We start from the raw sequence: 6,272 nt of genomic DNA on the forward strand, positions 1-6,272 counted from the left end.
GACGGCGGACCCCACGAAGGCCGCACCCGCCCGCCGGGCCCGCCGATGACCGCCCTGCGGCTCATCCACGGCGCCGCCGCGCTCACCGCCGCCGTCGCGCTCGCCACCACCCTGTGGACCGGCGTCGAGGGGCGGGGCACCGCGCTCGCCTTCGGCGTCCTCATAGCCGTCGGCGAACTCACCCGCTGGAGCGGCCCCGAGGCCCGGCAGACCGCGCCGCTCGGCACCGCCGGAGCACTGGCCTACGCCCTCCTCGGCGCCGACGCCGGACACCCCGCGCGGCACGGCGCCGCCCAGATCGTCACCGTCGTCCTCGCCGCCACCCTGCTCGGCGGCGTCCCGCACATCTGGCGCGGCCGCACCCCCACCCTCGACCACCTCGCCCGCCGGGTCCTGACCGTCGGCTTCGCCGCCGTCTGCTTCCAGCCCCTCTACGCCCGGGGCACGTTCGCCCACTGGGACGGCCCGGCCTACGCCCTGCTGCTCGTCGCCCTCATCGCGCTGACCGCGCTGTGCGACACCGTGCTGGCCGCCGCCCTGGCCCACTCCCGCGCCCACTGGCCCTTCGGCCCGCTGCTGCGCGAGGAGTTGCGCGGACTGCTCGGCATCGGCTCGGCCGTGTGTGCCACCGGCGCGGTGATGGCGCTCGCGGTGGCCGTCGTCGGACTGTGGGCGCTGCCGGTGTTCTGTCTGCCGCTGCTGCTCACCCAGCTCTCCGTGCGCCGGTACGCGGCCGTGCGCGCCACCTACCGGCAGACCATCGCCTCCCTCGCCCGCGCCACCGAGATCGCCGGGTACACCCCCGCCGGGCACGCCCGCCGCGTCGCCGCGCTCAGCCTCGCCGTCGGCCGCGACCTGGGGCTGACCGGCCCGGAGCTGACCGTCCTGGAGTACGCGGCGCTGATGCACGACATCGGCCAGCTCAGCCTGGTCGACCCCGTGCGGGCGGGGGCCACGGCCGTGCTGCCGCGCCGGGAGCAGCGGCGCATCGCCCTGCTCGGCGGCGCCGTCGTACGGCAGACCGGGGTGGCCCCGGCCGTCGCCGTGGTCGTCGAGCGGCAGGCCGACCCCTACCGCGAGCAGCCGCTCGCCGCCCGGATCGTGCGGGCGGTGAACGCCTACGAGGAGAAGGCGCGCGACGCCGGGCCCGAGGGTCCGCTGCGCGCGCTGGAGGAACTTCGCCTCGCCACCGGCGGGGACTACGCTCCGGAGGTGGTGGAGGCGCTCGCGCGCGTCCTGTCCCGCGACTGTCTGCTTCTGCCGGTCGCCGGGTAACCGATGGGTAATGAGCGGCCGTCCCTTCGCACGTGGTTGGATGCGAGGGAGAGGGTGTCCGGGGGCACAAGCCAGCCCACTGTGCGGAAATGGAACTGGCAGGCGGGAATCGTGAGGATCTTCGGCAAGGGACGGAACCGGCCCTCCGCCTCCTGGCGGCAGGCCACCGACCGGGCGTTCACACTGATCGGTGACGGACGGTACGAGGACGCGGGCGAACTGCTGACCCGCGCCGCCGACCTCGAACCCTGGCTGGCCGAGTCCTGGTTCAACCTCGCCCTGCTGCACAAGTTCCGGCACGACTGGGAGCAGGCCCGCGCCGCCGGACTGCGTGCCGTGGCCCTCCTCGACCGCGAGACCGGCGCCCCCGACTGGTGGAACGTCGGCATCGCCGCCACCGCCCTCCAGGACTGGCCGCTGGCCCGCCGCGCCTGGCAGGCGTACGGCCTCAAGGTCCCCGGCGGTTCCGCCGTGCCCGGCGAACCGCTCGGCATGGAGCTGGGCAGCGCGGCCGTACGGCTCTCTCCCGAGGGCGAGGCCGAGGTGGTGTGGGGCCGCAGGCTCGACCCCGCCCGGATCGAGGTGCTGTCCATCCCGCTGCCCTCTTCGGGGCGCCGCTGGGGCGAGGTCGTCCTGCACGACGGCGTCCCGCACGGCGAGCGGACCACGTCCACCGGGCACTCCTACCCGGTCTTCGACGAGATCGAGCTGTGGGCGCCCTCGCCCGTGCCGACCTGGGTGGTCCTCCTGGAGGCGGCGACCGAGGCGGACCGGGACGCGCTGGAGCGGCTGGCGGCGGACGCGGGGTTCGCGGCGGAGGACTGGTCGTCCTCCGTGCGGTTGCTGTGCCGCATGTGCTCGGAGTCGCGGATGCCGTCGGACGAGGGCGAGGGGGAGCATCTCGATCCGCACGATCACAGTGAGCCGGGGCATCCTGGGCCGCTGGGGCACCGTACCGATGGGCGGCTTTGGGTGCCGGAGCGGGAGTGTGGCGTGGCCGCACCAGCCTCACTCGTGCGGGGGCTGTTGGACGGGTGGGTTGCGGACAGTCCGGATTCGCGGGACTGGCGGGATCTCGAAGAGGTGTGTTGATCGCCGCGGCCGGGTGCGGGTTCGTTGTGGTTGATCGCGCAGTTCCCCGCGCCCCTACAGGGCGCGATCCACGTACTCTGTATCAGCAACTTCACCCCGTGTTTTTTGAGGAAGGCGTACGTCGGTCATGGCTCAGCAGGACACCGATCAGCAGCACGCGGGCGTGCTTCCCGTCGACGACGAGGGTTATGTCGTCGACACGGAGGACTGCGAGGGGCGCGAGCTGGCCTGGCGCGAGCGCGGGACCTCGCGGCCGATCACGGTCGTCGGCAACCCGGTGCTGCACAAGGAGTGCGCCGACGTCACCGAGTTCGGCCCCGAGCTGGAGCAGCTGGTCGCGGACATGTTCGCCAGCCAGCACACCGCCGAGGGCGTGGGCCTGGCCGCCAACCAGATCGGCGTGGACCTGAAGGTCTTCGTCTACGACTGCCCGGACGACGAGGGCGTGCGCCACACCGGCGTGGTCTGCAACCCCAAGCTGGTCGAGCTGCCCGCCACCGCGCGCCGACTGGACGACAGCAACGAGGGCTGCCTCTCCGTGCCGACGGCGTACGCGCCGCTCGCGCGCCCGGACTACGCCGAGGTGACCGGGCAGGACGAGAAGGGCAACCCGATCAAGGTGCGCGGCACCGGGTACTTCGCCCGCTGCCTCCAGCACGAGACGGACCACCTGTACGGCTACCTGTACATCGACCGCCTGTCCAAGCGTGACCGCAAGGACGCGCTGCGGCAGATGGCCGAGAACGAGCCACGCTACCCCGTGGTCGCCAACGACTGATCGGGGCGCCGGAGCACCCGGCGACCGTACGAGACCAGCCACGACGCCCGGTCGGGAGTGATCCCGGCCGGGCGTCGTTCGTTTGTTCGCCGTAAGAATCCCGGCGACTTGGGGTGGTGAATGAAGCAAATCCGTTCCCCAGACGGTCAGTTGTGGTGCTGAATGGGGAGGGTGGGGATACGCGACGGCGCACACCCGGCACAGCAGGGAGGGGTATGCGCCCTGGCGGCTGAGAGGGGACTGCTCGTGCACGCTTTCTCACGCGACACCACATCACCGACCACCATCGCCGTACCACCGTCTCTCGCTCTTCCGTTGGTCGAGGACGCCTTTCCCCGGCAGCTCCATCCGTATTGGCCAAGGCTTCAGGAGAACACCCGGCGCTGGCTCCTGGAAAAACGGCTCATGCCCGCCGACAAGGTGCGCGAGTACGCCGACGGCCTGTGCTACACGGACCTCATGGCGGGGTACTACCTCGGCGCCCCCGACGAGGTGCTCCAGGCGATCGCGGACTACAGCGCCTGGTTCTTCGTCTGGGACGACCGGCACGACCGCGACATCGTCCACGGTCGCCCCGGCGACTGGCGGCGGCTGCGCCACCGGCTGCACACCGCGCTCGACACCCCGGCGTCCCATCTGCAGCACAGCGACGCACTGGTCGCCGGGTTCGCGGACAGTGTGCTGCGGCTCTACTCGTTCCTGCCGCCCACCTGGAACCAGCGGTTCGCCCGGCACTTCCACGAGGTGATCGAGGCGTACGACCGCGAGTTCCACAACCGCACCGAGGGCCGGGTGCCCGGCGTCGAGGAGTATCTCGCGCTGCGGCGGCTCACCTTCGCCCACTGGATATGGACGGATCTGCTGGAGCCGAGCGCCGGCTGCGAACTCCCGGATTCCGTGCGGAAGAACCCGGCCTATCGCCGGGCGGCGCTGCTGAGCCAGGAATTCGCCGCCTGGTACAACGACCTCTGCTCGCTGCCGAAGGAAATAGCGGGGGACGAGGTCCACAATCTCGGAATCAGTCTCGTCACGCACGAGGGACTGAAACTCGAAGAGGCCGTCGACGAACTCAGGCGGCGCGTCGAGGAATGCGTCCGGGAATTCCTGGAAGTGGAGCGCGACGCCCTGGGGTTCGCCGACTCGCTCGACGACGGAACCGTGCACGGCAAGGAATTGAGCGACGTCGTGCGCATGTGCGTCGGCAATATGCGCAACTGGTTCAGCACCGTCTACTGGTTCCACCACGAGTCCGGCCGCTACATGGTCGACAGCTGGGACGACCGGTCCACGCCCCCTTACGTCAACAACGAAGCGGCAGGTGAGAAATGACCGTCGAGTCCGTCAACCCCGAGACGCGAGAGGCCGCGGAACTCCGCGAGCCGCCCCTCGCCGGAGGTGCCGTCCCGGTGCTCGGGCACGGCTTGAAACTGGCCCGCGACCCGCTCGCGTTCATGGCGCAACTGCGCGACCACGGCGAGGTCGTGCGCCTCAAACTCGGCCCCAAGACGGTGTACGCCGTCACCGCTCCGGCGCTCACCGGCGCACTCGCGCTCAGCCCCGACTACAAGATCGACGGACCGGTCTGGGAGTCCCTGGAGGGACTGCTCGGCAAACAGGGCGTGGCCACCGCCAACGGCCCGCTGCACCGCCGCCAGCGGCGCACCATCCAGCCCGCCTTCCGCATGGCCGCGATACCCGCCTACGGCCCGATCATGGAGGAGGAGGCCCACGCGCTGACCGAACGCTGGCGGCCCGGCGAACCCGTCGACGCCACCTCCGAGTCCTTCCGCGTCGCCGTGCGCATCGCGGCCCGCTGCCTGCTGCGCGGGCAGTACATGGACGAGCGCGCGGAACGGCTCAGCATCGACCTCGCCACCGTCTTCCGGGGCATGTACCGCCGCATGGTGCTGCCTCTCGGGCCGCTCCACCGGCTGCCGTTCCCGGCCAACCGGGAATTCAACCGGGCCCTGGCCGATCTGCATCTCCTGGTGGACGAGATCGTCACGGAGCGGCGCGCCTCCGGTCAAAAGCCGGACGATTTGCTGACGGCTTTGCTCGACGCCAAGGACGACAATGGCGAACCCATCAGTGAGCAGGAGATCCACGACCAGGTCGTCGCGATACTGACGCCCGGAAGCGAAACCGTGGCCTCCACGATCATGTGGCTGCTCCAGATCCTCGCGGACCATCCGGAACACGCCGAGAAGGTGCGCGCGGAAGTTGAATCCGTAACCGGAGGTGCGCGCGTCGGATTCGAGCACGTACGCCGGCTCACGCACACCAACAATGTCGTCGTCGAGGCGCTCCGACTGCGCCCCGCCGTATGGATATTGACCCGGCGCGCGCTGACCGACACCGCACTCGGCGACTATCGCATTCCGGCGGGGGCGGACATCATCTACAGCCCCTACGCCATTCAGCGCGACCACCGCTCCTACGTCCGCCACCTCGACTTCGACCCCGACCGGTGGCTGCCGGAGCGGGCCGCCGAGGTGCCGAAGTACGCGATGAGCCCGTTCAGCGTCGGCAACCGCAAGTGCCCGAGCGACCACTTCTCCATGGCCCAGCTGAGCCTGATCGTGGCGGCCGTCTCGGCGAAGTACCGCTTCCGGCAGGTGAGCGGCTCCGACGACGCCACCCGCGTGGGCATCACCCTGCGGCCCAACCAGCTGCTGGTCGAGCCCGTCGAGTGGTGAGCGCCGAGTGGTGACGGACGCGTACCGGCGTACGGTCAGGCGGCCTTCGGGCCCCGGAACGTGCGCCGGTACGCCGCCGGGGTCGTGCCCAGCGCCTTGCCGAACTGGTGGCGCAGCGCGGCCGCGGTGCCGAACCCGGTGCGCCAGGCGATCGAGTCCATCGTCTCGTCGGTGCCCTCCAGCAACCGCTGGGCCAACAGCACCCGTTGGCGCAGGATCCAGCGGTACGGCGTGGTTCCGGTCTCCTGCTGGAAGCGGCGGGCGAAGGTGCGCGGGGCCATGTGGGCGCGGGCGGCGAGCTGCTCGACGGTGACCTCCTCGTCCAGGTGGGCCTCCATCCACACCAGGACCTCGCCCATGGTGTCGCAGGGTCCCTCCGGCAGCGGCCGCTCGATGTACTGGGCCTGGCCGCCGTCGCGGTGCGGGGGGAC

The 6,272-nt window shown here is 71.1% G+C and carries 6 protein-coding genes; 5 read left to right on the forward strand and 1 reads right to left on the reverse strand.

All coding sequences use genetic code 11. The features are described 5' to 3' along the window. Positions 1-45: 45 nt before the first annotated feature. The 5 genes from GTW40_RS19500 (at position 46) to GTW40_RS19520 (ending at position 5,841) form a co-directional block, all read left to right on the forward strand. Complete coding sequence (locus GTW40_RS19500) at positions 46-1,275, forward strand: HD domain-containing protein (RefSeq protein ID WP_161181486.1); 1,230 nt, start codon at positions 46-48, stop codon at positions 1,273-1,275. A gap of 111 nt (positions 1,276-1,386) precedes the next feature. Beyond that, positions 1,387-2,367 carry a hypothetical protein gene (locus GTW40_RS19505; RefSeq protein WP_161181487.1) on the forward strand — a complete coding sequence of 327 codons (981 nt, stop codon included), beginning with the start codon at positions 1,387-1,389 and terminating at the stop codon, positions 2,365-2,367. A gap of 127 nt (positions 2,368-2,494) precedes the next feature. Next, positions 2,495-3,145: a peptide deformylase gene (def, locus tag GTW40_RS19510; protein WP_161181488.1), complete on the forward strand. Its 651-nt coding sequence runs from the start codon at positions 2,495-2,497 to the stop codon at positions 3,143-3,145. A 246-nt stretch (positions 3,146-3,391) separates the two neighbouring features. Beyond that, positions 3,392-4,474 (forward strand): epi-isozizaene synthase, encoded by a 1,083-nt coding sequence (cyc1, locus tag GTW40_RS19515; protein WP_343245742.1) that lies wholly within the window; start codon positions 3,392-3,394, stop codon positions 4,472-4,474. Then, positions 4,471-5,841 (forward strand): cytochrome P450, encoded by a 1,371-nt coding sequence (locus tag GTW40_RS19520; protein ID WP_161181489.1) that lies wholly within the window; start codon positions 4,471-4,473, stop codon positions 5,839-5,841. Before cyc1 ends, GTW40_RS19520 begins: the two co-directional genes overlap by 4 nt. Before the next feature lie 35 nt (positions 5,842-5,876). Here GTW40_RS19520 and GTW40_RS33565 read toward each other — a convergent pair. Beyond that, positions 5,877-6,272: helix-turn-helix domain-containing protein (locus GTW40_RS33565; RefSeq protein ID WP_161181490.1), on the reverse strand; the 396-nt coding region annotated here is incomplete at its 5' end.

Origin of the sequence: Streptomyces sp. SID4985 (genome assembly GCF_009863025.1) — a bacterium.
GTDB lineage: Bacteria > Actinomycetota > Actinomycetes > Streptomycetales > Streptomycetaceae > Streptomyces.

Bases quoted from the DNA above. Each gene is read 5' to 3' on its own strand.
- GTW40_RS19500 (WP_161181486.1), top strand. From the start codon at position 46: ATGACCGCCCTGCGGCTCATCCACGGCGCCGCCGCGCTCACCGCCGCC.
- def (WP_161181488.1), top strand. From the start codon at position 2,495: ATGGCTCAGCAGGACACCGATCAGCAGCACGCGGGCGTGCTTCCCGTC.
- GTW40_RS19520 (WP_161181489.1), top strand. From the start codon at position 4,471: ATGACCGTCGAGTCCGTCAACCCCGAGACGCGAGAGGCCGCGGAACTC.